This window comes from Mesorhizobium sp. M7A.F.Ca.US.010.02.1.1 (genome assembly GCF_004023085.1).
Classification (GTDB): Bacteria; Pseudomonadota; Alphaproteobacteria; order Rhizobiales; family Rhizobiaceae; genus Mesorhizobium.
In genome coordinates this window covers 1-26,673 of record NZ_RZRV01000002.1, presented here as the reverse complement: position 1 = coordinate 26,673, position 26,673 = coordinate 1, and the positions used below count along the sequence as shown (strand labels likewise).

Sequence of the window (26,673 nt, the reverse complement as noted above, 5' to 3'; positions counted from 1 at the left end):
GCGCGGCTCACGCTGGCGTTCTGGCTCGTGCACAAACCACCCTGGCTTCACCAGCATTGTTCGCAACCGTGCGAATGCTCTCGTAGCCTTTGGAACGTTCAACCAAACTCATGACCTGCCGGTCCTGGCCAAGCCCGACCTCGAAAAGCAGCATACCACCTTGCCGCAGATAGCGCCGCGCCTCCTTGATCACCCGCATGTGAATGCTCAGGCCGTAGGGCCCGGCAGCGAACGCCTCACGTGGTTCAAGTTCCATCAAATGCGCGCGGTCGTTTTCGAGCCGCTTCTCGGAGATGTAAGGCGGGTTGCAAACGACCAGATCGATCGTGCCTTCGAGCTCCAGACCCGAGAAGGAATTGAACAGGTCGCCCTGCAGCACCGAAATGCGTCCGGCCAGGCGAAGATGGGCGACGTTCCGGCACGTGGTTTCTACACAGCTGTCAGTGAGATCGCTCGCCCAGACGCGCGCGGTGGGGACCTTGTATCCAATGGCGCAGGCGAGATTGCCTGCCCCGCAGCACATGTCGACGACACGCGGGACCGGCCGATTAAGTTCACGCAGCACATTGAGGGCGGTGCAGCCGAGCAATTCCGTCTCCGGGCGAGGGACGAGCACGCCGGGCGCGACAACCAACTTCAGTCCCATGAAGTCGGTGCGGCCGGTGCTGTAGGCGCTGGCGACATCTATTTCACCAATCACGACAAACCCGCTTTCTTGATTTTCCCATGCTCGATTTCTCAGGTCGCCCATGTCTTCATGCTGTGAGGCGAGGCATCAGCCTCATCGTTCCCGGCTAGGTTCACGTCCGCGTAGCTACTGGATCGCCGCACTCTGCAGGTCGCTGCTGAACCTCACCTCGATCGTGTCTCCAGGCGCGACCTCAGTGTCCTGGTCGACCGGTCGACTTCTCGACGCGTCGCCGGCCCCGCCGGTTATTGTGATCCGCGCCTGGAAGGTTTCGCCGGCGACCGGCAGTGGAAGAGCGGACGCCCCTGATGGCTGAAGCTTCTGGCTGGCTGCGTGGAGCCTTGCAGTGGTCTCGGCGAGGCGAAGGTCGGTGTCCCTCAACTCGTTCAGAAGGCCGATCCTTCGTTGATTTTCATTGCGTTCCTGCTGCCTGACGAAGTCTTCCTGCTGGCGTCGCGTTCTCATGAGTTCGACCGACGTCTCGAGCGCCCGGCTCGACGACATCAGCACGGCACGTCTGACGTCGGCGAGCCTGCTGTTGGTCAGGTTGCCCGATTCGAACGATTTGGTGACCCGCGCCAGATCGTCCTCATCCTGTTTCACCGCGGCCGCTTCCGTCTGCTCGCGCTTGAGCAGAACCTCGACCTCAGCCTCGGCATCCTTGGCGGTCTTGTCGAGATAGCTTTGCTCCTGTTGAAAATTGTTCAGCGAAATTCTGAGACCCTCCGCTTCCGCCTGCGCGACCGCCGATATCAATGCATTCGACAGGGGCGAACCTTGCGGCGGCTGCATGTCAAATTCTGCCTGGTTCTGAAGTTCGGCGCGGATACGGGCGCCATGAAAGTAGTCCCTGATATAATCCCCCCAGATCGACTCGTAGTCGCGTCGCAGATCAACGGGATCAGGTCCGCTTTGGCTTGCCCGCGACCGCAGAAGGCTGAAACCGCCGGCGACCGCAATCGCCTGCCGGACTGTCATGAGTGGCCGGTAAGCCTGCTGCCCTGGCGTCAGCACATCGCCAGTCACGTAGATCGGCCGGTACTCCGCGATCACGGCCGTGACGTCGCTCGGCTTGATGACGATCATTTGCTCCCGTCCATCAGGCAGACGCTGGTGGACGATCTTGGTTGGCAGCACCGCTTCCATGCGCGTCTGCAATTCAGCCGGCGTCAACCCGCCAACTGGGATCATCCCGAACTCGGGCAGCGCGATCGAGCCATCCATCTGGACAATCGCGCGTTGCGTTCGTTCCGCTATGGAGGCAATTCCTATCTCTACCGTGTCGCCGGGGGAAAGCTTGTAGGCCACCGGCGCTTCAGCCGCGGCTGCGATATCCAGGGCCAGGCAGCCGGCAAGCGCTGCAAAGAAAATTCGGCTAACGAAGGCCATTGATGGCAATCTCCCTTTAATTCAAGCTCGGCTGCTGCGGCCAATCGAGACGGGCGACGAATTCGTAGACCGGCCCACCAGGCACCCCCCAATTGCTCGACCAGATCACTTGCGACCCATCAGGGGACGGTGAGGCATGTGTCTCGCTCCAATAGTCAAATGGAGCGTTTCGCGTCTGCACGATGCGTCGGACCTCCTGACGACCGTCAACACGCAGCGCGATCACTTCGCGCGTGTATGGCGCCCAGTTTGGATGGCTCCGAACCTCATCGGGATTGCCCCCGTAACTTATAAATGCCCATTCGGGCCTGTCCAAAGCACGCAGCGACGTATGCTCGGCCTCACCGTACTTCGTGAGCGACGTGACCTTTCCATCGGACAGCCGACGCTTGATCACCTGATATTCGTCCGGAGCGGATTTGCTGGTTCCGACGTAAATCTCGCTACCATCCGCATCGAGAGTCAAATCGCCATGGCCGGGCCGATGATGGTCCTTCCACCTCTGGCGCAGGGTGCCGTCGACTGCGAAAATGGCTCGCTGCTCGGTGCCGTCGACCAGGTTTTGGAAACACAGGATGTTTTCTCCAAGCGGAGAAATGGTGCAGGAACTGGTCGTTCCGGCAACCTGGGCGAGATCGATGTCCGGGTATTTCAGACGCCGGTCGATGTCGTATGCGAAGACGACGGCAGCTCCATCATCGCGGGTCGCGCGTACGGCAATGCGGTTGCCGTCACGACTAGGATTTCCCTTGGACGGGCCGAATTCGAGATCCCGATATTTCGTTGCGGCATACACTATGTCCTCACGATTGGTGCGGGGAGCCCAAGTCGAGATCTTTTGACCGTCGACACAGATCATCATCTCCGCCTTTCGAGGGCGCCATTCGCACTCACCCGACTTGTTGCGGTGAAACAAAGGGAGGTAGGTTTTCCCGTCGAGGAAACACATGCCGTTGCAGCCGTTCATGAGGACGAGGAGGCTCTGATCCGCATTCCACGCTTGCGCGCTCGAGTATCGGTGACTGCAATATATCTTGCCGCAGACAATTCCGCTGCCAAGAGCTCCGGGCTGGGTAATCCGAGTAAAGCTGATCCCTGTCGCCGGATCAGTGACAGGTTTCAGGTAAGCGGGCAGATCCATTGACGGCTCCGTGCCTGCCGCACCGCTCGGCCGGTTTCCGGCTGTGTGCAGCGCCAGCAGAGCGGCCATCAGCAGCACAGCCGGTATGAGCCGCGGAAAGGTCATGTCATATAGCTCATTTCACGACGGACGCGGCCTTCGCTGAGGCGCGAGCGCCACCACTCGATGGTCCTTTCCAGACCATCACGCAGGCTCGTATGTGCCCGCCATCCGACTTTACTTTCAAGGTTTGAGGAATCGGCGAGCAACGCACGAACCTCGGAGTTCTGCGGCCGCACCCGGCTTTCATCGCGGCGGACCGGTTTCCTGGTGCCACTCAACTCGAGCACCAACTCCAAAACGTCCGAGACACTGGCGGCGCGCTGGCTGCCGGCATTGTAGGCATGGCCAAATTCAAGCTTGGCCGCCCCTGCCGCCACAAATGCCGCCGCAGTGTCTTCCACAAAGGTAAGGTCGCGGATAGGGCTGGTGTCGCCGACCATGATCGCCGAACAGTTCTCGTCCAGAGCCTGCCTTATGATGGTCGGCACGATGGCCCGCTCGCTCTGGCGCGGCCCGTATGTATTGAACGGTCGCAGGATCACCACCGGCACATCGAAGGACCTGGCATAGGACGCCGCCATCATGTCCGCGCCGATCTTGGATGCGGAGTAGGGGGATTGTCCCTGCAACGGGTGGGATTCGTGGATCGGCATGGTCAGAGCGGTGCCATAAACCTCGCTTGTGGACGTATGCACAATGCGCTCGGTTTCCCAGTGGCGTGCCGCTTCGAGGACATTCACGGTACCCAGCACATTGGTTTCCACATAGGATTGGGCAGCCGCATAGGAATAGGGAATCGCAATCAGCGCAGCCAGATGAAACACCACCGCCTGGCCGCGCACGATCCGGTTGATGAAGGCGCTGTCACGAACGTCCCCCCGAATGCACTGCAACTGGCTTCGAACGTGGTCGGGCAAATCATCCAGCCAGCCATGGCTGTCGAACGAGTTGTAGAGGGCCAGTGCCGTGACATCGGCACCTTCGCGCACCAGCGCTTCCGTGAGGTGGGATCCGATAAATCCATCCGCACCCGTGACCAGGACCTTCCTGCCGTGATAGTTCACGACCGTGCACTCCTTCGATCATGTGAGCCGTCAAACTGGCGAACGAACAACAATCCATTCATGCCAAACTCTCCTCACTTGCCAACTCTACCCACTTGCCGCGGGAGGCAGGGACACGCCGAAAACCGCCCTGAAGCCCCGCATTATCCAGACGAGGTCCGATGCAATGGTGCGCCGCGGATAGTAGGCGAGGTCGATCGTTGCCTTGGCCGGGAACAGGACCTCTCGATAAAACAGGAGCGGATCAAGGGAGGGCGGGTAAAAACAGGCTTCGTGACGGAAGAGAACCTGGGTTGGGCCGAGCAGGCCAGGCTTCCACTGTAGGACAGCTTCATTGCCGCCGCGGAAACAATCGGCGAAGGCAAGGCTTTCCGGCCGCGGCCCGACAATTGCCATGTCCCCCGTGAAAACGTTCCACAGTTGGGGCAGCTCATCAAGTTTCGTTGCCGCGAGAAAACGGCCTACCCGCGTCATGCGGCTGTCATCGTTCATGGTCAGCGCAAGGCCGAAAGGATCGGCTGTCGTCTTGAATTTGCGGAACTTGTACATGCGAAACGGTTTTGCGCCGGCACCCAGGCGCGTCTGTGCGAAAAGCACGGGCCAACCGCCCTCGACAAAGAGTGCAACGGCAATCAGGAGCATCAGTGGAGCGAGTACCATTCCCGCTACTGCGGCGAGGATGATGTCCATAGCGCGTCTGGCAATTCCGTGGCTGGTGCCAGCTACGGCGGGGCGATGCATCGTCACGTCGAGTGCGTTCATGCCGCGGCTCCCGCCCGCCCGCTGCCTTCAATCGCCGTGGCCAACGCAACAACCACCGACTCGATCGCACTTGCCGTAATTTGCGGGTGTAGTGGAATCGTCAATTCCCGCTGCGCGAAGTCCTCGGTCTTCGGCAGATGGATTTCAGTGAACATCTGGCGATAAAGCGTCATCTGGTGCACGGGCGTATAGTGGATTGTGGTCTGTATACCCTTCGTTCGCAGATGGTCGATTACCGTTTGCCGGTCGACGTCATGCGGCAGGAGGACAGGCATGATGTGGTAGGCCGAGGTCCGCGGTTTGCCGAACGGGACTGTCACAGCCGAGCAATAATCTGCGATCAGACGCCGATAGAGGACGACCAATATGCGCCGGATTTCATTCCATTCCTGCAGGTTCTGAAGTTGGACCAAGCCGATAGCGGCGCGCAATTCGTCCATGCGATAATTGAAACCGAGCATCGTCACGTCGTATTGCGGCGTGCGGCTGTTCAGCCGCTGATGTGTGCCACTGGTCATCCCATGTCCGCGAGCCTGGCGGATCGCTTCACGGAGCTGTGCATCCCGGGCGATAACGGCCCCGCCTTCCGCGGTGGTCATGTTCTTGTTGCCGTAGAAGCTAAAGGCCGCGGCCGCACCGTAAGTCCCCACCTCCTTAAGGCCGGGAGCATGCGCGGCATCCTCGACGATATGCAGTCCTCGCACACGGGCAAATCTCTGCCATTCTTCCCGGTCGGCGAGGTAGCCGGCAAAATGGACGAGAATGACAGCCTTGGTGCGTCCGGTGCACTTGGCTTCCGCGTCGCTTAGAGACATCAGTGGCACTTCGGCCGACTCTATGTCGACGAATACCGGTGTTGCTCCTACGTAGAGCACTGAATTCGCGGTCGCCACGAAGGTCAGCGAGGGAACCAGCACTTCGTCTCCGGGGCCGATCCCAAGTGCATGGAGAATGAGATGCAGGGCGGCGGTGCAAGAGCTGACGGCGACGCAATCGACCGCATCATGCACGGCCGCGAAGGCCTCTTCAAAGGCTCGCACCTGGTCCCCCATCGTCAGCCACCCACTGTCGACAACTTTGGCCAGGGCTGCCTTTTCCGGAAAGCCAAGAATAGGAGCGCTGACCAAGAGCATTACGACCTCCTCATGTTGGCGCGGCAGGGCGTTCAGCCCTCAAGCGGCCGCTGCCGAGACCTCGATCGATGCGGACTGCTCTTCCCAGGCGATGGTTTGTGCGTTTTGAAAATCTTCAACGCGTCCGATATCCAGCCAAAGCCCGTCATGTTTGTAGACGTGCACATTCGTGCCGTTTTGCATCATCTGCAGCATGAGGTCGTCGAATCCAAAGGCGATGCCGTCAGGTATAAAACGAAAAACGTCTGGATTCATGCAATATATTCCCATACTTACCAGATGAGTCAGCGTCGGTTTCTCGCGGAATACTTTAACAGTGTTGCCGACCTCGTCGATGACGCCGAAGTCCATCTTGATGATGCGGGAAGCTGTGGCTATGGTGACTGGATCCGTATGAGTGCGGTGTGACGCCACAAACCGGCTGAGACTGAGATCGGTAAGTACGTCCCCATTGAGAACAATGAACGGCTCGTCCAGTTCCTCCCTGATCAGGGAGAGCGGGCCAATAGTGCCGAGAGGTTCCAACTCCTGGGTATAGCGTATCCTTAGATTCCACTGTGATCCGTCTCCGCATACGGTGCGGATCAAGTGCCCCAGATAGCCGGTCGTGACGTAGACTTCCTGAATGCCGTTCCGTCGCAGCCACTTCAAAAGCAATTCAAGAACCGGTCGAGCACCGATCGGCATGAGAGGCTTGGGCAAGATGGATGTGAAAGGCCGAAGGCGTGTTCCCATTCCACCGCACTGAATGACCGCTTTCATCTCGTCCTCCTGTTGATACGACTGTCGCGGTGTGATGGGTCCAGCCCACCCGGCCGGAAGGTACGCCAGTGTTGGCTTCGCCTCTCCGGAGTGCAGCGATGGTAAGTGGCGCCCGAGAAGGCGTCGTCGTGCATTTGAATGGCACTTTCCCGGCCTTTTGATTTCAATATTCCAGCCGGCAGGGCATGGCGCGGCAGGGCGATCAATCAGCGCTGGGGAGCTGTAGCCGCTCGACTGGCAACTGCTGTGCGCATGTCCGGCGCCGGTAACGACCTTCTCGGAACGGCATCGCTACCGTTCGTACGAAAAAAACACTTCAATATCTGGCCCTGAAATGCGTGCGAGTGTAAGCTATATTAGAAAGTTGAAATATGTGGATGGGCGGCGGCGAGCGTCGACATACGGGGGATCAGCGGGCGGCTGATCTGTGTTGGGTCACCGTACGGTCCATCCAGACGGAGGTTTCGGCAGCTAGGGACACATGCGGGGCTGCCAAAAGGTGGGTGGTTCATGTATCGTATTATCATCGCCGACGATCACGGCCTGTATCGTCGTGGGCTGCGACTGGCATTGATGGCCGGCATGCCAGACTTGGAAATATTCGAAGCGGCGTGTTTTGAGACCGTCATAAGCCTGCTTGAAGATCGGGCGCCCGTTGATCTCGCCATCCTCGACCTGAACATGCCGGGACTGTCGGGTCAGGATGATCTTCGCGACGTCTTACCGGCTCATCCCGACACACGGTTTGCAATTGTTTCGGGGACCGATTCACGCGCCGAGATTCTGACTGCCCTTTCGATTGGGCTTCATGGCTATATCGTAAAGTCCCAAACGGACGAGGAGGTGGTCCTGGCGGTGAACGAAATCCTGGCCGGCCGTATTTACGTTCCGGCACTTCTTTCACAAAGGCCCAAGGAGTCGGTACGCCTTCCATCCGTGGCTCCCACGCAAATGCCCCACAGGACCACCAGCGTCAACAATCTGGGCAGGCTTACGTCCAGACAGAAGGAAGTCCTCAGGTTGATGGCCGAAGGTTACTCGAACAAAGAGATTGCCCGCTCTCTTGAAATTGCAGAAGCGACGACGAAGATTCATGCCGCCGCCGTCCTGCGCGAACTTGGGGCACGAAATCGGACAGAAGCCGCGGTTCTGCTGAAGACATGGGCCGCCAGAGACGTCAACTAGCGCCGATTGCTTTTGGCGGCAGCCGGACCGAATATTTCAGTCCGTGATCCAGCATCTCAAGCTTGGAAGAGTGGCCCACGATAGGTTCACCGTCAGCTCCAATAATCAACGACCCAAAGCCACGCCGAGCCGAGGTGGAGACCCGGCGCTCTCCCGATTCCGACCATTCGAACACTATGTCGGCGCCGGGCTCTTGGGCTGCGAATTGCCACACGACCTCGATCCGGCCTGCCGGAGTGCCGAGAGCCCCATGCTTCACGGAATTGGTCGTAAGTTCGTGAACGATCATTGCGAAGCTCTCAGCCGAACCCTCTGCCATTTTTACTTCGGGTCCACTGATCGAAATGTTGTGCGTCCCCATATAGGGCTGCAATTCCTGAGCAATGAGGTCACGGAGGGAAGCCGACAGGCTGCCATCGCGTGAAAGAAGCAGATGCGTCGCCTGGAGTGCGCCGATTTTTTCGATCAGTGTCTGCTTGTAACGGGCAATATCGTTGTCGGGGGCACCGACCATATTTACAAGCGCCGTGATCACCGGAAACAGATTGTTGAGCCTATGGCGCTGTTCAAGCATGGCCCGCTCTCGCTTCTTCGCCGCAGCCCGCAGCAGAATGGTTATGCGTCGATCGGTGAGATCCGCGGCGACTCCTATTCGCTGTGAACGACCGTCGCGCAATTCGTCCCGGCCCCGAAGAGCAATCCAGCGGATATGCCCGCCAGCTCGCCTGATGCGGATCTCCGCATCATAGTTGGCGCCTGATGCAAGCTCTCCCGGGGCCGTCAGATTAGGCAAGTCGGCCGGGTGAACGACCGCGGCCAATTCCTGCAATGGACGGCTCGGCGCGGGTGCCAGTCCCATCATTTCCCAGAACGCGGCTGAGCCATTCACGGACCCGCTCTCGAAATCGATACGCCACGTTCCCAACCGGCTGGACGACAGTGCCAGGTCCAACCATTCCTTCTGAGCCCGGAGTGCCTCGCGGGCGGTTCGCTCTCCAGATATATCGTCCACCATTACAAAGATGCTTTGCGGGAGAGCATCGGCTGGCACGGCCAAAGACAGCGCCAATCTTGTCCACAAAACCGTGCCATCCTTTCTCAGGAGACGGATCTCCGAGCCGAAAGAAGTCGTGTCTTTGAGGCGAGTCAACGCTTCCGCCAAAGTGTGGTTGTCGTCAGGATGGACGAGTGCCCTGAGCGGCAGACCCGAAAGCTCCTCCTCGACATACCCTGTCATCTCACAAAGACGTTTGTTGGACCGTTGCAACTCTCCGTTCTCGCTCATGTTGGCAAAGCCAATGGCGGCACGTTCGAATGCCCAGCGATAGCTGTTTTCGGTTGCCTCCAAGGCCACGAGTCTGGCCTCTGCAACCCGCAAAAGGGTGCGGTAGTCCTGCCTCTGCCGGTGGAAAGTCAGGGCGATCATCCCGCCTGCAACCAGCAGCAGAATGGCCCTAATCCAAACCTCGATGTCAATTGGATTGTTCAGGATATCCCGCGCCACTAAGCCGACAGCCGCCATCACAAACGTTGCCGCAAGGGCGACCAGGCGATCTTCGAGATATGAGATGGCAATAATGGTGGGAACAAATTCAAAAAAGCCGATGTCGTATGCGATAGACGCCGGCAGCGCTGTCTCCACTGCAAGTGTCGCGATCAGGAGCGACATCGAGGCAAGGTGGGTTAGCAACTTGCTTGAGCTGTTCGGGTGCAAGCTGAGCGAATGCAAACGCATGTGCCAGATTAGAACCTTCTGACTAGTCCGTCGAGATTAGACCGAAAAGCGTACAGACTAGTCCGACCGCAGGATTGTTCCCGGGGATTGTAGCGCGCATTTTGTCCGATGTCGGGGGCGGATCTGACCGCAACTCTCCAAGCGACCTGACTGACATGTTTAAGGCACCTCCTTTTGACTGGGAGGCGTTGCCGTTTTGCGGGAGGTAAGAAAATGGCACTGGTTGGTAGGCAGCATGATGGAATTCTTGGTCGCCAATATGGAAGTTTCGGGGGAAAGCCCGTCTCGGCCTTGAGAACGCAGGGTGGCCATAGTTCCGCCTGGCACCAAGCACCACAAAGGTTCGACGGCGTGGCTGTCGAGCCAAAGCAGAGCAGCCTTGCATCTGTTGTGAGAATGCTTGATCGCATCGGGTGTGGCTATCTGATCCTGAACAGCGACAGGAAGGTCATGGAGTGGAATTCAGCCGCTCAAAACACCTTGGAGCGCGAGGGCGAGGCAGCTGATACGGCCGGCAAGGTGTCGGTTGCTCTGAGGCGGCTGATCGCAAACGTGCCGGGGAATTTTCTTCCTGGCACGCTTTCATGGGTGGTGATCCGCGGTATGGGCGACAGGCCCTTGATTTTGAACGAGAAGGGCATAGCAACGCCTGACGCGACGAGTATCGTGGCGCTGCTGGATCGTGAAAACAGGTCCGGGCCAAATCCCCAGACGCTGCAAAGAATGTTTGGTCTGACGAGTGCCGAAACGCAACTCGCGCTGCGCTTGGCGCAGGGCGATGCCCCTTTGGAGATAGCCCGCAAGCGGCGCTTGAGCCGGACCACGATAAGGTCACAGCTGGCGTCGCTCTTCGCCAAGACCGAAACACGGCGCCAGGCGGAACTGGTAGCTCTTCTTGGGCGCATATGCGTCTTGCCGTGAGGTAACGGCCGTACCATGCGCGCGCGCAACAGGCTTGTGCGCGCGCAATCTGTTGCCGGCGTGCTTGTCCGCCAGCCTCACCCTACCGCCGTCGTGTGCGCACCCGGCCCAATCTTGGGCGGATTGCAAACACGTGGTTAAGCACGTGCCAGCCCGCCACCTTCATGACGGAAGGCCGGAAGATCTGAATCCCGTCCAGGAACGTGGTCAACCAGGACTGCTGGTGGAACCTCATGGGAATACGAGCAACCCGCAATGCCCGCAGCAATGTCTCGGGAGGCGGGAGATGGTTGCGGTCCTTGATGAGATTCCAGTTAAGCTGTTTGACGGCGAGGGTCACTTCGTCGACCTCGCGGAAACTCTTTGACGTTGTAATGCTTGGATGGTTCGTTGCATCGTAAAAGGTAAGCGGATCGCTTATCGCCACCATGTCCCCATGGCTGGCTAGATCCACGAAGAACAGTTGATCCACTCCGGCCGGAATCTCTTTGTGCGTGCGCATCAAGCAGCCGGCACGAATGACGTCGCTGTTGATCAACAATGTGGATGGAATAATCCCCAGGCAGCGTGTCGCGCGCACCAGATAGAGGTCCATCAGGCACTGCTGGCTGGAATAAAGCGAGATCGGTTCCTGCTGCTTGGGGACTTGGCGAAATCGCACTCGCTTGTCCTCGATTATGTTTGCGGCTGACGTCATGAAGGCGACTGAGGGGTACTGTTTGGCAATTTCGGCGAATGTCCTGAGTGCACCTGGCGCAAGCCAGTCATCGTCATGTAGCAACTTGATCCATCGTCCGGAGCAAGCCAGCATAGCGTTGTTGGTGTTCTCCACCTGACCGCGACCTCGACTGTTTTCGATGATGCGGATGCGAGGTTCGCTCCGTGCGTAGTCGGTCACGATAGCCCAGGTCTCGCCCTCCGGCCCCTCGTCGTCGCTCACGACCAACTCCCAATCGGAGTAATCCTGGCCCAAGACGCTGTCGATCGCCCTGCGGATCGTATCCGGTCGACGAAAGGTTGGTATCCCGACCGAGATAAAAGGGCGTGACCACGAGAGATCGGCCCGGTCATGCTGGGTGACCGCAACTGCCGCTTGAAGGTTGTCAACCGACGACGAATTCATGGTGTTTTTTCCTCGAGACATTCATGTTGGATGCACGTTGCAGCGCCTGCTGGTTGAGGGTCGTGGGTCAACAGATACAGTGATGCTGCCATTTTCAGAGCGAAACCCGACGCGCCGCCGGCGGCCATGAAATAGATGACGGTGACTGGCTGCCAGCCCGCCTGGGCGCCGGCGAGCAGCGGGCCAAACACGAGAACCGCCCGTGCGAGGTCGATGACCAGTCTTGTTCCTTGCCGCCGTAACAGAGCGGGAACGTCGCTGAGCGGAGTCGACAACGCCTGTGCCGCGCCCATCAGCGCCAGTGCGGTCATGATTTCCGCAGTGGGCATCCAAGGCTCGCCCAGAAGCGGAACGACCACATAGGGCGCGGCGAGGCCGAGGAGCAAGATCGGCACCGCGGTAAAGGCGGCGGCCAGCAGGAGAAGCCCGCGCGCCACACCAAGCAGGTGTCCACGATTGCTGTTCCGGTTTGCTTCGGCGACAAAAACATTGCTGAGCGGTGTGGCGATCAGCGTCACCGGACCGGTGACCAGCCGCGCGGCCACGCCCAAATATCCGGCAAATGCGGTGCCGAACAGCCCGCCGACAAGGACTGCTGGAAGATTGTTGATTGCTATGCTCGCGAGCGTTGCGGGAATATCGAACAGAGGAAATTTGTATTCCCGCCGAGCCTTTTCCAATACCGCACGCCAAGGTGCCCAGGCGATGCCACGCAAATCCTCCCAACTCATCACCCGATAGCCGATCACCCCGATGAAGACGAACTGGCTTAGAATATGGGCATGGATCATCGCTTCACCGCCGAGTTCGGCGATGCCGAAAGCCAATTGCAGTGCAGCCATGCTCGCCGGCAGGATCAGGCGCCCGAGAGCAAAATCGCGCAAAAGCCCGGCACGCAGACTCCAGCAGTTCATGGCTTCGACCAGACCTGCGCCTCCCATTCCAATCGGAATGAGCCAGGCGAGCGAGCCGAGGCGATTGGGAGCAAGGTTCGACAGCATCTGTCCGGCCGAAAAGGCCAGGACGGTCGTCACGAACACAGCCAAGAGAATAAGCTTGACCGTCACATAGGCCTGCGCGTTCCCCTTGACCCCATAGAGCGAAGCCTCGAAGCGCAATGCCGCGACCCCGGCGAGTATGTTCACGATCGACAGATAAATCGTAAAGATGCCGAAATCGGCCGGCGAATAGAGCCGCGCCAAAACCGGGATTGCGGCAAGAAGGGTCAGCTGGCCGACAATCGCCATTGCCGACACTCCGCTTGCTGCACGAATGATCGAGCCGATCGGGCTCGGCCGAACAACGATGATGGCTGTGCCTGCCGCAGGAACCGTCTTGGGTCTCAGAAGGTCGCTTGGTGCCATCGGTTCGCGCTTCCGAGAGAGGCAAATATCGGGGATTGCCGCAGCCTACGATGCACACCGGACCTTGCCATCATTCACCTGAATGACGCGCTCTGCTGACAGGCTGCACCGTGAATCGTCCTGGCCGCTCCCTGGATGAACCGCCCCAGGATCGTCCGTAGCCCAAGGACGAGCCTGTGGCCGTCATGCTATTTGCTCGCGCAAGAGGTCAGCGCTGTCCTCGAGCCGATATCCGGCATGTTTTTTCAGATTCACTCGCGTGAGGACACTGCCAACAGGTATCGCAAGAGAACCGTTGCCCTGAAGGAGTTCCAGCACCCCGCGAGCGAGGGTGCGTGGCGTTTTCCTCCACCGGATGGCGAAAAGAACCACGTCCGCCCATCCTGGCAGAAATTTGGCTTCCGGCCGCCCCAGCGCCGACGGCAGGTTTATGATCACGATGCGATAGGTCGCGTGCAGATCCGCCATCACTTTGCCTCCGTCCTCGCATGATAGCAGCGCCAGCAGGTCGTCCGACGGAGCGGCGGTCATTACGTCGATCCCGATTTCATGCAGCCTGGCAACGGCACCTTCCAGGTCGCAGCGATTGCAAACATAGTCAGCGAAGGAATGGCGGTTCTTGCGTTCGCTGAACTGGTGCAGGAACTCGAGCGTGAGCTGAACGCCCTTGCGTTCAAGATCGACCAACAGTACTCGACCGCCCAGTCGCGTGCCGGCGAGCGCCAGGCTCCACGCGAGCTCGGTCCCGCCATCCTGCGGCACGCTGGAGGTGACAAGCGCCGTGTACGACGAACGAGCCCTTAGCGCATTTGGTGCCGCCGCAATCAGCAACGACGTCACGGCGCGGCTATATGCGGACCTGCGCTCCCCCAGCACGAGGTTTCGCAGTTGTTTGGCATGCATTCCGCCTGCTTCGGGAATCTGCCCCACACAGGGAACCTTGAGCACCGCTTCTGCCTCGGCCTCGCCACGGAAAGTCCGGTCGAAATGATTGCGCATCGTGACGTACATCGCCCCCAGAATGGCGAATAGGATCATCCCAGGGGGAACAAGGAAGATGGCTGGCAAGGTCTGCGGGATAGTCGGCGGCCAAGCAGCGGACAGGATGGAAATTCCAGCTGAGGGAACTCCGATACGCCGCGTCAAATCCTGTTGTCGACCAAGGAGTTCGTTATATCGCTGGGTCAGCAGGCTGACCTGCGGCTCGAGAGCCCGCAAACCGGAAAGCCGGCTGGCGGTGTCGGCCATGACCGCATCCAGGATGTTCTTTCGGCTTTCAAGAGCGGCGATCTGTGCACGGAAAATGTTTGCATCGGCAGCAATCTTGTCGACGCCTTGTTCGATCTTGCTTTGCGTCGTGGCTCTGAGTTCCTGGTCTGCCGGCGCGAGAGCCTGTCGAGCCGCAAGGTCGGCAAGTTCAGGCGCGCCAATAGCTTCGGCCAAGGCGGTGAGAGAGGCCCCATGCTCTCGAAGCCCCTGGACGTATCGAAGCCGAGATTCCACAGCGGCGAGGTCCGCCTTTGACATCGACAATTGCTGGCTGAGGTCGGCCCGTTCCCTGGCTGCATTGTCCGCCGAGCCTTGGTCGATGGCTCCGTGGCTCAGCCGATATTTCTCAAGGCGGTCTGCCGCTGCCTGCAGATCATTTTGCAGCCCGGGCAAACTGGCGGTGATCGCATCGAGCTCTTGCTGGTCGGATGCCTGCCTTTTCTTCGCTAGGGAGTCGACATAAACCTGAGCGAATGTGTTGGCCACGAGCGCCGCCCGCGCGGGGCTGTCATCGGCAAAAGCGACGGAGATTACTCTCGATCGCAGCTCCTGCCCGACCCGCATGCCTCGCCGCAAAGCTCTCAACTCGGAGGCATCCTCGGCTTGTGGACCGTTGGCTACCTGGTCCGCCCCTGGCCACAGCCAGTCCAGTAGACCGCCGGCAAGTGAGCGTGTCCTTGGGGGAGGGGTGGCAGACGGTTCAAGCCGGGAATTCCTGCTCGCGGAATTGTCCTGTCCGGTTTCCGCCGCACCTGTCTTGCGCAGTGCCGCCATGACGCGGCGCAGGTGATCTTGCGACGATAACATCGTGATGTGGTCATCTATGCTTGAATCAACGAGGTCCTGCGAAGACGGGGCGCCGACGGGCAGTGAACCGCGCGAGGGGGCGTCGACGATAAGCTGGGTTGTTGACTCGTAGAGAACTGGTCGAAGGCTTCCCAGCAACCCCGCCAACAAGCCGCCCAACACAGCGAAGGCAACAATAGACCATTTTCTCCTTGCCAGAATCACGAAGAGTTGGCGCGACGCGGTGGGCGGCTCGACATACTCACGCAATGACCGCACGGGCACTCTGCCTTCGAGAACCGGTGCTGGTAGTTGATTGACCCGTGGCAGCTGGATCGGGCTGATTGCGGAACCTACCATCTTACACTCCTGCCAGGTCGCGTTCATGAGTTGGGCCGGTTTGCTGTGCTTGCCGATTGGCCTTGCTCCGCCAGGCCTGGAACATCAACGCGGACCACAATTCGCGCGAGCGGTTATGGCCATCAATGTGATCGCGCCAGCAGGCGTCGATCTTCGCGGTGTCCAATACGTCACTGCTTTCGGTTCGCATGTCGGCGAGAAGATCGGTGGCCCAGTTGCGCAGCGGACCCCGCAGCCATGCAGCGATAGGGACATCGAAGCCTTGTTTCGGACGCTCGATCAGGTGCTGCGGGAGATAGCGGCGTAGCAATTGGCGAAGGATCCATTTGCCGGCGCCATCACGAACTTTCATGTTGGATGGCAGCCGCCAGGAGAATTCGACAACGCGGTGGTCAAGCAGAGGACACCGACCCTCAAGGCTGTTGGCCATGGTGGCACGGTCCAGCTTCACCAAGATATCGCCAGGCAAGTAGCCCGCCATGTCATCGTACAGAAGACGGGAGAGCAGGTCGTCAAGCGGCGGACCGCCGTAGCCGTGGGTTGGTTCGGTCGGCCGCTGATATCCAAGGTTTTCAGCTTGTGGCCGCGCCAGCCGCTGAAACAATTCGTCTTCGTTCGATGCCGTGAGCAGCCGGGCGAGGCGTTCCATTCGGTCGCTCCGGATAAAATGCCTCGCGCTCGCAGAGAGCGGCAGTTTGCCAACGGCATCGTCACGTCCGGCGCGTGCGAAAAACCCTGCCCCTGCCGCCAAGGTTCGGCGCAGTTGTCGGGGCAGGCGCAGGTGCCGTTTCAGCCGCTCCGCCATAAAGTGGCGGCCGTATCCTGCGAAGCATTCGTCACCACCGTCGCCCGACAGCGCTACGGTGACGTGCTGACGAGCGAGCCTGGCAACGAGCAAGGTCGGTATTTGTGATTCATCGGCGAAGGGTTCATCCCAGACCTGGGGCAACTCGGGAATGACGTCACGTGCGGCGCTTGGCGAGAGGTGAAGTTCGGAGTGGTCGGTACCCAGATGACGGGCAACGGCCGCTGCGTATGGAGCTTCATCAAAGCCGCCCTCTCCGAACGAGATCGTGAAGCTGCGAACCGGCTTGCAGGATTGGGCCTGCATCAAGGCGATCACGGCTGAGCTGTCGATCCCGCCCGACAGGAAGCCGCCCAGAGGCACGTCGGCGATCATACGTTCCCGCACAGCCAGCCGAAGCCGGTTGTCCAGTTCGTCAACCAGATCTTCGTCGGTGCCGATGGCGGGATTCCGTCGCCCATCGGCAGCGACGGCAGCCAGCGACCACCAGCGGTGAATGCATCGGGAAAGACGGTCCGCGCTGCGGTCTTCGGCAAAATTCGCCGCCGTGACGGAAAGGACAGAACCAGGCGGCAGTTTGAACACGCTTCGCCAGATACAGCGATGGTCCGGCACCCATCCCGTCGAAAGCATTGCCGCGGCGGCATCAAGATCAAGGTCGGGAGAAAAGCCCGGAAAGCAATTGATCGCCTTCAGCTCAGACGCGAAAACCAGCGCATCTCGGGTCGATGCGACATAGAGGGGCTTTTTGCCCATTCTGTCGCGGGCCAGATGCAGGGTTCTTGTCTTGAGATCCCACAATGCGAAGACGAACATACCGGCAAAGCGATTGAGGGCGGCCTCAAGCCCCCAATGCTCGATTGCGCAGAGCATCACTTCGGTGTCGCTAGCACCTTGAAAGGTTTGGCCCGCACACTCGAGTTCGCTACGCAAATCGCGAAAATTGTATATCTCACCGTTGAAGGTGATCACGTACCGACCGCTGGCGGAATGCATCGGCTGGTGCCCGGCGGCTGACAGGTCGACAATTGCCAACCGCCTGTGGCCCAGTGCGATTCCAGCTTCGCGGTCGATCCAGAGCCCCTCGCCATCCGGCCCCCGGTGACGCAGCGATGCAGTCATCCGCCCGATCGCTCCAAGTGGCTTTATGTCCAGAGCGTCCGAAGCCAATAGAATTCCCGCGATCCCACACATTAGGCCACCCTCGGTTCAGCAAGCTGCCGCCGAAGTGCGGTCGGATTTCCGGCAACGAGGCAGAAAGCCAGCGAAAACCACACGATCGGGTGGCGGATGATCAGGTGAGGCATGCTGAAGATTATCGTCGATCCCCCGAGCACCAGCAGGGCGTCGAATCCCGCTCGCCAGGCGGAGGACATGGCGGCGCCCACGATCCAGACCAACGCCATCACGGCAAGCAATCCGCCCTGCAGGTAAAGGTCGAGAACGGTGTTATGCGCCTCGAAAGGTCGCTGTAGAAATTGACGGTCGGCCACGGGAGGCCGCTCGAGGTGGGGGCCAGGGCCCAGTCCCAGGGACCCGGATTTCAATCCTTTTTCCACAGCCTCCTGCCACAGATAAAGCCGGAGTTCGAACGTTTCGACGGTCGCTTCCCCGCCTTCGTCTTTGGTAAGGCTCTTCGCAAAATTGGCGACGCTGGTCTCTTCGGTGAGCGCGTACGGCGTCATTGCAAGCGCTAGAGGGAAGGAGCCTGCCAACAGCATAATTGCCGCCAGGCGGGGCATGCTGGCGCGGCCGCTCGTTGCTATCCATGCACGAAGCCGCAATCCGATGAAGATGAGGCAGCTCAGGATGCTGGTATAGAGATAGGTGTCGCTCTTCGTCAGTCGGCCGACATAGAACGTCAGGAGCAGGCATGAGAATGCAAGCAAACGAGCCCATGGGTTGCGCGTGGTCGTGGCAAGATGCAAAGCCAGCGGGCCAAAGAGCGCGCAATAGAGCGCGAGTTGGTTCGGGTTCTCTGACCAGCCACGGAACCGGTCCCAATACCAGGGATCGACGCCGGATTGGTGGATCGCACCATAAGCCAAACCAAGCTGTATCACAAAGGCCCCATTGGCAAACGCGACCACGTACCATGCGCTGCGGCGCAGATGCCGATCGGCGTCCGGCTCCGCCGCGGCCAGGCACGTAAAGCTTGCCAGCAACACATAGGCCATAACGTCATGTACAAACCCGGTCAGATAAAGAACGGTGGTCAGGTAACCGACGATCGTGCCGATCCCCAAAGCGAGCGACAGGAGCAGCCAGAAGCTCGCCAGTTGGACAAAAGCGGGTGTGAGCTGGAGACGACCGCCAGCGAGTATTCGTCCAATCGCCAGCACGATCCAGATCGCGATGAACAATTCGCCATAGCCGAGCGGCAATCCCGGAACGCCTAGTTGCGTCGCATAGGACATAGCAACCCCCAGGGCGAGCAAGGCGTCCCGGATCATTGATGTGCCCCGCCTCGGTGATTTGCGAGGCCGCCTCCAAGCCCAACGGCAGGGAGTGGTCGCATGTGCCCCGCGCGGAGTGTGTTGTCGTAAAGGTCGCAGTACTGGTCGACCACCAGCGGCAGGGCAAATCGCTTCCGGACAAGTTCAACAGAACGGGCGCCCATCGCCTTGGCCGCCGCGCGGTCGGACAGCAAGTCTATTGTTCGCGAGGCGAGGGCATCGGCATCATGCGGCGCAACCAGGTAGCCGTTCCATCCGTCTTCGACGACGTCGCTGCAGCCTGGCATCCTTGAGGCCACGATGGGCAGTCCCGCCAGCCCCGCCTCGAGCAATACACGCGGAACCCCTTCGCGATACTGAGTGGGAAAGGCGAATACATCGGCCATGCCAAGGAGGTCGGCGACATCGCGTCGTGGACCCAAGGCCAGCACATGAGGTGCATGCCGATCGAGTTCCGACTTGTCGATTGCGAATGAGCCTTCGGATTCTCGTGGGCCGACGAGCACAAACCGTGCCGAGGGCCTTGCGGACAGAATGCGAGGGACCGCCTTGAGAAGGGTCGCCACGCCTTTCTGGCGCGTCAAACGGCCGACGAAGATCACCACTTCGGCGGACTGAAGGCCGAGGTCCTTTCGCATCTTCGTTGCTGAGGACCCGAGATGGCGCACCGTTGCGAACGCGCCGACATCGATTCCGGAACTGCGTATCAGTCGCGAACTTCCGCGACCGATCAGCCGAAAGCGCTCGAAGAACAGTTGGTCGTCGCTATTTTGGAATACGGTCGCTGCCGTCCAGGAAGACGCAAGCCATTGCAGTGCGCAATAGACCGGACGCAAGGCCAGGGCTCGAGGCTCCAGCGATGAGAACGTCCATCCCAGTCCGTTGATGGTGCGAATGACCGGAACAGTTCCCCGTACCGAAAGGGGCGTTAACAGATTTGGCTTGGTGTCGAAGCTCTGGATGATGTCAGGCTGAAGCTCCTGCATCAAGCGGCGCATCGTTCCGAGAGTGCGCCATTCCCCGCCTCCGCTTGCAAAGCGGTCGAAGGAGAACCTGTGATGCGAAATGTCATGCCGTAAAAACGGTACGGGAGAACCGCTCGAGACCGCCGTAACGCGAAAGCCTTTCTCTCGCAGCGCGATGAGGAAGGGAACTCTCAAGGCGTGATCCTCGCCTCCCACGCAGACCAGGTGCGGGTTCATCTGCCTCTCCCAAGCGCACATGGCCGATTGGCTCTCGATGCTGCCATGGCCCGGTTTAATCACCTCTGAGCGCATGCCGCCCGAGTGCACGCTAGGGGGACACCAGGTGCCTGTCCTCGTCCGTTTGAATGACACCAGTGATGTTTGGAAGGGTGGCGACCAGCGAGGCGAGATTCCCTCGCGATTGCCGGAGCGTTCATGTGACTCGTGTCTTGCGGGATGAGCGCGGTGCTTGCCTGAGCCGGTACGGGTGGCCGGTCTGCATCACCTTGGTTGTCCAAGGTTTTCGAGTGTCCAATTGCGGCGGCGCGGTGCCTGAGCTCCGCGGTTCGCTGATGGCAAAAAATCTTTGTGGTTGCGCTGGGCCGTCAAGCCGGCCCTCGGCCTGCGTCGCCCGGTCTTCAGGACGGAACCCGCACGTCAGCTGTTGGTCCACACATCCGGAACATCTGTCGGCGAGGCCCAAGGGCCTCGCCGACTTCTTAAAGCGTTTCTTCGCTGGGCTGGTTCAGGTGACCAGAAAAGACGATGCGGTAATCGACAGATGCGGAGAGAGGCTCGCGAAATGGATCTGGTTTGCGCCTCCGACGCCGTCGCTGTCGAAAGAAAGAGCTCCCGTCGAACTGTTGTAGATAATGTGATCGGAACTGTCATGCGCGGCTTTGCCGGCAAAGAAAGCGTCCGACGAGAGGCCCCCCTGATCGAGACCGGCAAAGATGGAATGATCGAGGTGGATTTTGTCCTGGGCTTTGTTGAAATCAGTGATCTTGTCGACGTTTCCAGCACCAAGGGCGGTACTGAACACGAAGGCATCTCTGCCCCCACGCCCGCTCAACGTATCGGCTCCGCCGCCGCCGTCGATCTTGTTGCTACCGGCATTGCCTTGAATGGTCTGTCCGAATTCGTTGCCGGTCAGATTGATGGCGGCCTTGCTGGATGCCTTGGTGGTTGCGAGTTGCTCGATATGCGAGCCAGCCGAAAGAGCGAAGCTCACCGAGGCAAGAACCTTATCGGCGCCGCTTCCTCTCTGCTCCACCACCTTGTCGTGGGCATTGTCGACGTAATAGGTGTCATTGCCGCCATAGCCGGTCATCTTGTCGGCGCCACCGCCACCATTGATCTTGTTGGCGCCGCCATTCCCATAGATGGCTTGACCGAACTCGTTGCCGGTCAGGTTGATGGACGCCCTGCCACCCGAACTGGCGGTGGAGAGCTGCTCGATATGTGAGCCCGCCGTAAGAGCGTAACTCACCGAGGCCACGACCTTGTCGACCCCGCCGCTTGGCGCTTCCATCACCTTGTCATGGGCATTGTTGACGAGATATTTGTCATTGCCCGTGGTCGCGTGAAAAACGTCTGCGCCGCGCGTGCCATGGAATATATGATCGCTGTCCGACGGGGCCGGCGCGGCGGGAGCAGGGGCGCCGGCGTCGCTTGGCGGCGTGGTCGGGGTATCGATCGGATCGCTTGCTGGAGGGGCGGCAGAGCCACCGGTGCTTTGGAGGTTGTGCTGCTGGAAGAAGGCCTGCAGTGCCGGCGAATTCTCCAGAGCTGTGTCTCCGTTCTGCGAGCCCCAGGCATAGGCATAATCGAAGGCAGGCGACGGAACCAGTGCTGCCCAATGATCTATCATCGTTTGCATCTGTTCCGTCGTTGGCATCTGATGCTTCCCGCCCGTGTCGGTCGTCCAGTTGCCACCGCCAAAAGTCTGGTAGACCGGAATGATCTTGTCGATCGGGATGCCGGACTTCACTGCCGCGCCCACGGCCCTGTCGATCATGTTGTAGTCGACCGTGCTCACGTCATCGCGCACCGGGTACGGGTCCAACCCGTAATAGTCGATGCCTGTATTGGCCGGATTATAGGTGTTGGAAAAATCCGGATTTGTAGGAGACCCCATATTCATCATGGTGACGAAGGTCTTGGCGCCCGGAAAATGGGAATGGATCCAATCCGATTCCGCTTTCAGGTTTTCGGCAGTTGCATATGTGCCCCACCTGCCGGTGGGATCTGGCTCGTCCATCAGGAAAAATCCGAACACCTTCGGGTTGTTCAGAAATGGTGTAACTTTTTCAATGAAGGAGGAGGTGACGCCGTCATGCGCGCCGAGATAGACGAGGCCTTTCATGCCGTCCGGCAAAGCATTGACCTGCGAGAGATATTGAACATCGACCAGGTTGAACCCGGCGGTTGCGACTTCGGTGGCTGATCCACCGGACGCATAATGGAGTGTCATCCAATGATCCTTTGGTTGATTCGATTTATGCCCCGCGTCTGCTTAGGTGATTGCTACATTAGGATGAAATCAAATACGAAACACAGCGAGATAGAATGTTTGATTGATCTAAGTTGTTGCTCAGTAGCAGGTATTTTGCTCAGCCGACTGTGGCACCTTTGAAAGTGTTTGGGAGCAAGGACATACGCCTGTTTTGCCGGCTCCGTTCTGACCAGTTCCTTTAGCGAAAATCGTCATTTTTCGTGAAGTTATCCCCAGACAGGGAGACGTCGGCGGCCGCGTTTCGCCGGTTCATGCCACGAATCCGCTGCATTTTCCTCAAAGTCGACGTATGTAAGCAGAGCGTAATAAGGGGGGCGACGGATAGCGGCTGCTATGCGCATCAAGAAAGGTTTGAGCCATCACAACTTACGGAAGTAACGGCGCGGCAGTGTCGCGCGAACGACCGCTGGTCATGAAAACATCGGGGGCTGGTTCTCCCGAGCTACGTTCCGCCATTCTCGCCTGCATGCCTGGGCTGCTTGGCGTGGCGCTGTTCTCGGCAGTGATAAACATTCTCGCTCTGACCGGTTCGGTCTATATGTTGCAGATTTACGATCGCGTTCTGCCGTCGCAGAGCGTTCCCACCCTGGTGGGGTTCACGATCGGCATGCTGGGTCTGTATGCGGTCCATGGGCTTCTGGATTTCGTGCGGCTTCGCGTGTTGGTCCGCATCGGCAGCCGTCTCTATAGGAATTTGCAGCAAAAGGTGTTCTCCATCTCCCTGTCCCTGCCGCTCAAGGCAGGGCGTGATGCGGACCGTCTGCAGCCTTTGCACGATCTTGACCGACTGCGCGGCTTTCTCTCCGGAACGGGACCGACGGTCATCTTCGACGCCCCGTGGATCCCCTTTTATCTGCTGATCATTTATTTGCTCCATCCTTCGCTCGGCCTGCTGGCGACGGTCGGCGCGATCGCTGTGGTCCTCTTAACAGCGATCGCGGAAGTGTTTAGCCGAGGCCCCGCCGCGCGTGCCTCGGAGGAGCTGCTGTCGCAGCGGGCGCTTGCCGATTCCGGCCGGCGCAACGCCGAAGTCGTTCACGCAATGGGGCTGTCTGGTCGACTGGCTCGACGCTGGAGCGACGTCAGCCGAGCCTATCTCGCCCAGCAGGAACGTCTCTCTGACGTCGTTGGTGGCGCCAGTTCGCTGTCGAAGGCCCTGCGGATGGCGTTGCAGTCCTGTGTTCTCGGTCTCGGCGCTTACCTGGTGATCGGCGGCGAGGCTTCACCTGGGGTGATCATCGCATCTTCCATTTTGCTTGGCCGCGCCTTGGCCCCGGTGGATGCTGCGATCGCAAACTGGAGAGGCTTTCTGTCGGCCCGGCGCAGCTATTCCGAGCTGGCAGCGGTCATGGCGGCATTCGGCCGCCAGGACGAGCCAATGGAGTTGCCTCGGCCGCAGGCGCGGTTTGCGGTCGAGCAATTGACCATTGCGCCGCCCGGCTTGCCAAAGCCAACCGTGGTGAATGTGAGTTTCCATCTGTCGAGAGGCGCTGGGATGGCCGTAATCGGCCCAAGCGGTTCCGGCAAGACAACTTTGGTGCGTTCGTTGGTCGGGGTGTGGAAGCCGCTCCATGGCTCGGTGAGATTGGACGGCGCCTCTCTCGATCAATGGAACTCGGAACAGCTCGGCGCCCATATCGGCTACATGCCGCAGGATGTGGAGTTGTTTGACGGCACGGTAGCAGACAACATTTCGAGGTTCCGAGGCAAGACGGATCCAAAAGGCGTCCTTGCGGCGGCAAGAGCAGCCGGCGTCGAGAAAATGATAATGCAACTCCCTCAGGGGTTTCAGACCCGCATCGGCGAGGGCGGAGCGGCCCTGTCGGCAGGGCAGAGGCAACTCGTGGGTCTCGCCCGAGCACTTTATGGCGAGCCGTTTCTTGTCGTGCTCGACGAACCGAACTCGAACCTCGACGTAGATGGGGACGCTGCCCTGGCCGGCGCCATACGGGCAGTGCGCCAGCGCGGAGGCATCGTCATTGTCGTTGCGCATCGTCCTTCGGCTCTCGCCAACATCGATCAGGTATTGGTTATGTCGAATGGGACGGTTCATGCCTTTGGCTCGCGCGAGCAGGTCTTGGCGAACGTGCTCCGACCTTCACCGCCTGTTTCACCTCGGCCATCTTCTTTGGCGCCGATACCGGGTGTTGCCGGACATGCATGAAGGTCTGCTCGAAACATTCGTCACCTTCTCATCGTATGCTCGGACCCTTCGTGGCAGCAAACGGCCTGCCGTGAGCGCGCCAGATCTGCCGGACGGTATACGGGCCAACCTGATATTCGGCTTGGCGATTACCGGTCTGCTGGTCCTTGGCGGCGGCCTATGGCTGGGATTGACCAAGATCGCCGGCGCTGTGGTTGCACCAGCCACCGTGGTGGTGGAAAGCAACGTCAAGAAGGTCCAGCATCAAACCGGAGGCACAGTGGGCGGGATCTTCGCGCAGGACGGAGATCATGTACGAGCCGGCGACGTGCTGGTCAGGCTGGATGACACGCTGACTCGCGCGAACCTGCAAATCATCAGTGAGGATCTCGATCGCGCGACCGTCCGCCTCGCCCGGCTGGAGGCCGAGCGCACGGGCCTGGCGGAAATGCAGCTGCCGGTCGGCCTGAAGGCGCGAATGAACCAACCGGAGCTGGCTGCGCTCGTCAACGGCGAGCGCGCCCTCTTTGAAACGCGCGCCTCGGCTTTGGCTGGGCAGAAGGCACAGTTGAGAAGCCAATCCCAGCAACTTGAACGTCAGATCGACGGTCTTAAAGCGCAACAGAGCGCGGTGGATGAATCGGTTGCTCTGCTGAATAAGGATTTCGCCGACGTTGATTCCCTCTACGCCAAAAAACTCGTCTCCAAGGAGAGGGTGAGCAACATCAGGCTGGATGCCACCCGGGCCAGGGGAGAATCGGGGCGCCTCGCTGCCGCAGTAGCTGAAGCGCAGGCGCGCATCAGCGAAACGGGGTTGCAGATGCTGCAGCTGGATGACCAAAGGCGCACTGACGTGACGACCGAACTCCGCGAGACGGAAGCCAAACAGACCGAACTCAACGAACGGAGGATTGTGGCCCAGGATGAATTGACCAAGACAACGATCCGCGCGCCGCAGTCCGGAACGATACAGGAATCGGCTGTCCATACCGTCGGCGGTGTTATCGCGCCTGGCGAGATGCTCATGACCATCGTACCTGATGCCGACGATCTTGTGGTGGACGCGCTGATCCCTCCGTCGCGGGTCGACGACGTCCGGCCAGGGCAGCCGGTATCGATCCGTTTTCCGGCGTTCGACGTGGGAACCACTCCGGTCTGCCAAGGGTCAGTGAAACACATCTCGGCGGATCTGATTAAAGATCCGCAACGTCAGCTTTCCTATTTCTCGGCGCGTATCAAGGTCGAAAGCAAATCGAACTGCCTGACCGAAGCGAAGGTGCTGAGGCCAGGTATGCCCGCCGAGGTTCATATCCGCACCGATGAACGCAATGTCTGGTCTTATCTGTTGAAACCATTTGCGGATCAGATGTCCAAGGCGTTTACGCAGTGATGGCGAGGAGGGGAGGCGAGTAGGATATCGGGATTTCTGGCGGCCCGACGGCTTTTTGGGGGCGGGCGGCCGTCGAGCCTAACCGGCGGCGCGGGGATGAAGCGCCTCCGGCTGGAGGAAACATGCGCGTTATGTGCCGCTACCGCATCATTCGAATAGCGAGGCAGTTTGTCCGCTGTCGGTAGTTTTTTGCCCAATGAAATAAACGAACGCGAATGGCGGATGGCGGGCGAGCGAACCGCAACATCACCCATCAAAGATCAATGTTGCTGTGGTGCGAATTGCGGGGGGGCGGCCAATCCCGTGGGCGTCGTGCTGGCAGGAGCTGGCGCAGCCATCGAGCATCACTGGACGGTGGCCTGAGGCGAGTTTGCCAGCCGTGATCTTGCAAAGACTTTGTCTATCCCCGCCCGAAATACGCCTGGTACCACTCGACGAACCGCCCCACCCCTTCGGTCACTGTCGTCGTCGGGCGGTAGCCGACCGCCTGCTCCAGCGCCGAGGTGTCGGCGAAGGTATCGGGCACGTCGCCGGGCTGCAGCGGCAACAGTTCGACGATGGCTTTGCGGCCCAGCGCGTTTTCCAGCGCCTCGACATAGGCGGTCAGCTTCACCGGGTTGTTGTTGCCGATGTTGAAGATGCGCCAGGGGGCGCTGCTTGTGGCCGGATCGGGAC

General features: G+C 59.7%; 19 protein-coding genes and 1 pseudogene. 4 read left to right on the top strand and 16 right to left on the bottom strand.

From position 1 onward, the window contains the following. Positions 1–7: 7 nt before the first annotated feature. The 7 genes from EOA19_RS02055 to EOA19_RS02025 form a co-directional block, all read right to left on the bottom strand. Positions 8–700, bottom strand: a complete 693-nt coding sequence (locus tag EOA19_RS02055; RefSeq protein WP_164892828.1) for a class I SAM-dependent methyltransferase — start codon at positions 698–700, stop codon at positions 8–10. Positions 701–814: 114 nt separating this feature from the next. Beyond that, on the bottom strand, positions 815–2,077 hold the full coding sequence (locus EOA19_RS02050; RefSeq protein WP_023808954.1) for a polysaccharide biosynthesis/export family protein: 1,263 nt from the start codon (positions 2,075–2,077) through the stop codon (positions 815–817). Positions 2,078–2,093: 16 nt separating this feature from the next. Next, entirely contained in the window at positions 2,094–3,323 is a 1,230-nt protein-coding gene (locus EOA19_RS02045) for a hypothetical protein (protein WP_031212341.1), read from the bottom strand. Then, the gene (locus EOA19_RS02040; protein WP_023808953.1) at positions 3,320–4,324 is read right to left on the bottom strand and encodes an SDR family NAD(P)-dependent oxidoreductase; all 1,005 of its coding nucleotides are present in this window, start codon (positions 4,322–4,324) and stop codon (positions 3,320–3,322) included. The genes EOA19_RS02045 and EOA19_RS02040 overlap by 4 nt, the downstream gene beginning before the upstream one ends. Before the next feature lie 87 nt (positions 4,325–4,411). Beyond that, positions 4,412–5,086, bottom strand: coding sequence for a sugar transferase (locus tag EOA19_RS02035; protein ID WP_023808952.1), 675 nt, complete (start codon positions 5,084–5,086; stop codon positions 4,412–4,414). Continuing rightward, a complete protein-coding gene (locus EOA19_RS02030) occupies positions 5,083–6,219 on the bottom strand; it encodes a DegT/DnrJ/EryC1/StrS aminotransferase family protein (RefSeq protein ID WP_128302540.1) in 1,137 nt (378 codons plus the stop codon). The genes EOA19_RS02035 and EOA19_RS02030 overlap by 4 nt, the downstream gene beginning before the upstream one ends. Before the next feature lie 39 nt (positions 6,220–6,258). Beyond that, entirely contained in the window at positions 6,259–6,981 is a 723-nt protein-coding gene (locus EOA19_RS02025) for a sugar phosphate nucleotidyltransferase (RefSeq protein ID WP_128302539.1), read from the bottom strand. 510 nt (positions 6,982–7,491) lie between these two features. Between EOA19_RS02025 and EOA19_RS02020 the strand changes: the two genes are divergently transcribed. Further along, a complete protein-coding gene (locus EOA19_RS02020; RefSeq protein ID WP_127326937.1) occupies positions 7,492–8,166 on the top strand; it encodes a response regulator transcription factor in 675 nt (224 codons plus the stop codon). Here the strand turns inward: EOA19_RS02020 and EOA19_RS02015 are convergent. Beyond that, positions 8,159–9,901 (bottom strand): PAS domain-containing protein, encoded by a 1,743-nt coding sequence (locus tag EOA19_RS02015; RefSeq protein ID WP_128302538.1) that lies wholly within the window; start codon positions 9,899–9,901, stop codon positions 8,159–8,161. The two genes, EOA19_RS02020 and EOA19_RS02015, sit on opposite strands and share 8 nt — an antisense overlap. A 213-nt stretch (positions 9,902–10,114) precedes the next feature. On the opposite strand from EOA19_RS02015, the gene EOA19_RS02010 reads away from it, so the two are divergent. Next, positions 10,115–10,822 (top strand): helix-turn-helix transcriptional regulator, encoded by a 708-nt coding sequence (locus EOA19_RS02010; protein ID WP_031212340.1) that lies wholly within the window; start codon positions 10,115–10,117, stop codon positions 10,820–10,822. An 82-nt stretch (positions 10,823–10,904) separates the two neighbouring features. On the opposite strand, the gene EOA19_RS02005 is transcribed toward EOA19_RS02010, so the two are convergent. From EOA19_RS02005 to EOA19_RS01975, 7 genes are all read right to left on the bottom strand, one after another. Beyond that, positions 10,905–11,945 carry a glycosyltransferase family 2 protein gene (locus EOA19_RS02005; RefSeq protein WP_023808946.1) on the bottom strand — a complete coding sequence of 347 codons (1,041 nt, stop codon included), beginning with the start codon at positions 11,943–11,945 and terminating at the stop codon, positions 10,905–10,907. Next, the gene (locus EOA19_RS02000; RefSeq protein ID WP_245486033.1) at positions 11,942–13,192 is read right to left on the bottom strand and encodes a lipopolysaccharide biosynthesis protein; all 1,251 of its coding nucleotides are present in this window, start codon (positions 13,190–13,192) and stop codon (positions 11,942–11,944) included. Before EOA19_RS02000 ends, EOA19_RS02005 begins: the two co-directional genes overlap by 4 nt. A gap of 300 nt (positions 13,193–13,492) precedes the next feature. After that, positions 13,493–15,724, bottom strand: a complete 2,232-nt coding sequence (locus tag EOA19_RS01995) for an exopolysaccharide transport family protein (RefSeq protein ID WP_128302537.1) — start codon at positions 15,722–15,724, stop codon at positions 13,493–13,495. 1 nt (position 15,725) lies between these two features. Continuing rightward, on the bottom strand, positions 15,726–17,723 hold the full coding sequence (asnB, locus tag EOA19_RS01990; RefSeq protein WP_023808943.1) for an asparagine synthase (glutamine-hydrolyzing): 1,998 nt from the start codon (positions 17,721–17,723) through the stop codon (positions 15,726–15,728). Further along, entirely contained in the window at positions 17,723–18,982 is a 1,260-nt protein-coding gene (locus EOA19_RS01985; RefSeq protein WP_023808942.1) for an O-antigen ligase family protein, read from the bottom strand. Before EOA19_RS01985 ends, asnB begins: the two co-directional genes overlap by 1 nt. Beyond that, positions 18,979–20,187, bottom strand: coding sequence for a glycosyltransferase family 4 protein (locus tag EOA19_RS01980; RefSeq protein WP_128302536.1), 1,209 nt, complete (start codon positions 20,185–20,187; stop codon positions 18,979–18,981). The genes EOA19_RS01985 and EOA19_RS01980 overlap by 4 nt, the downstream gene beginning before the upstream one ends. Before the next feature lie 508 nt (positions 20,188–20,695). Further along, positions 20,696–22,315 (bottom strand): calcium-binding protein, encoded by a 1,620-nt coding sequence (locus tag EOA19_RS01975; RefSeq protein WP_245273057.1) that lies wholly within the window; start codon positions 22,313–22,315, stop codon positions 20,696–20,698. A 562-nt stretch (positions 22,316–22,877) separates the two neighbouring features. Between EOA19_RS01975 and EOA19_RS01970 the strand changes: the two genes are divergently transcribed. Then, positions 22,878–24,629: a type I secretion system permease/ATPase gene (locus EOA19_RS01970; RefSeq protein WP_164892821.1), complete on the top strand. Its 1,752-nt coding sequence runs from the start codon at positions 22,878–22,880 to the stop codon at positions 24,627–24,629. Then, complete coding sequence (locus EOA19_RS01965) at positions 24,622–25,998, top strand: HlyD family type I secretion periplasmic adaptor subunit (RefSeq protein ID WP_128302534.1); 1,377 nt, start codon at positions 24,622–24,624, stop codon at positions 25,996–25,998. The genes EOA19_RS01970 and EOA19_RS01965 overlap by 8 nt, the downstream gene beginning before the upstream one ends. A gap of 400 nt (positions 25,999–26,398) precedes the next feature. On the opposite strand, the pseudogene EOA19_RS01960 reads toward EOA19_RS01965, so the two are convergent. Beyond that, a pseudogene (locus EOA19_RS01960) lies at positions 26,399–26,673 on the bottom strand (capsular biosynthesis protein CpsI); the annotation flags it as partial.